Consider the following 263-nt stretch of genomic DNA (forward strand, 5'->3'; position numbering starts at 1 on the left):
GTGCTTGCTGGTCGTCATTCGCTTTAATCAGTGGCTCACCTTTAAAGTCATACACTGCAGTTCCACCACTGTGGGCAATACCATTGCCATCTTCACCAACCCGGTTTACGCCAACCACGTAGCATAGGTTTTCCATTGCTCGTGCCATTAATAAAGTGTCCCATACATTGCGCCTTGCTGCTGGCCAATTGGCAATATTTATCATCACGTCGTAGTCATTGTTATTGCGCTGAAACACCGGAAACCGTAAGTCGTAGCATACT

1 protein-coding gene is annotated in these 263 nt (G+C 46.8%); it reads right to left on the reverse strand.

Translation table 11 applies throughout. From position 1 onward, the window contains the following. The coding region (locus AAEY75_RS15680; RefSeq protein WP_352260110.1) for a nitrilase-related carbon-nitrogen hydrolase at positions 1–263 on the reverse strand (263 nt) is incomplete at both ends.

The sequence above is a fragment of the Psychrobacter sp. TB55-MNA-CIBAN-0194 genome, from assembly GCF_040309505.1.
Taxonomy (GTDB): Bacteria; Pseudomonadota; Gammaproteobacteria; order Pseudomonadales; family Moraxellaceae; genus Psychrobacter; species Psychrobacter fozii.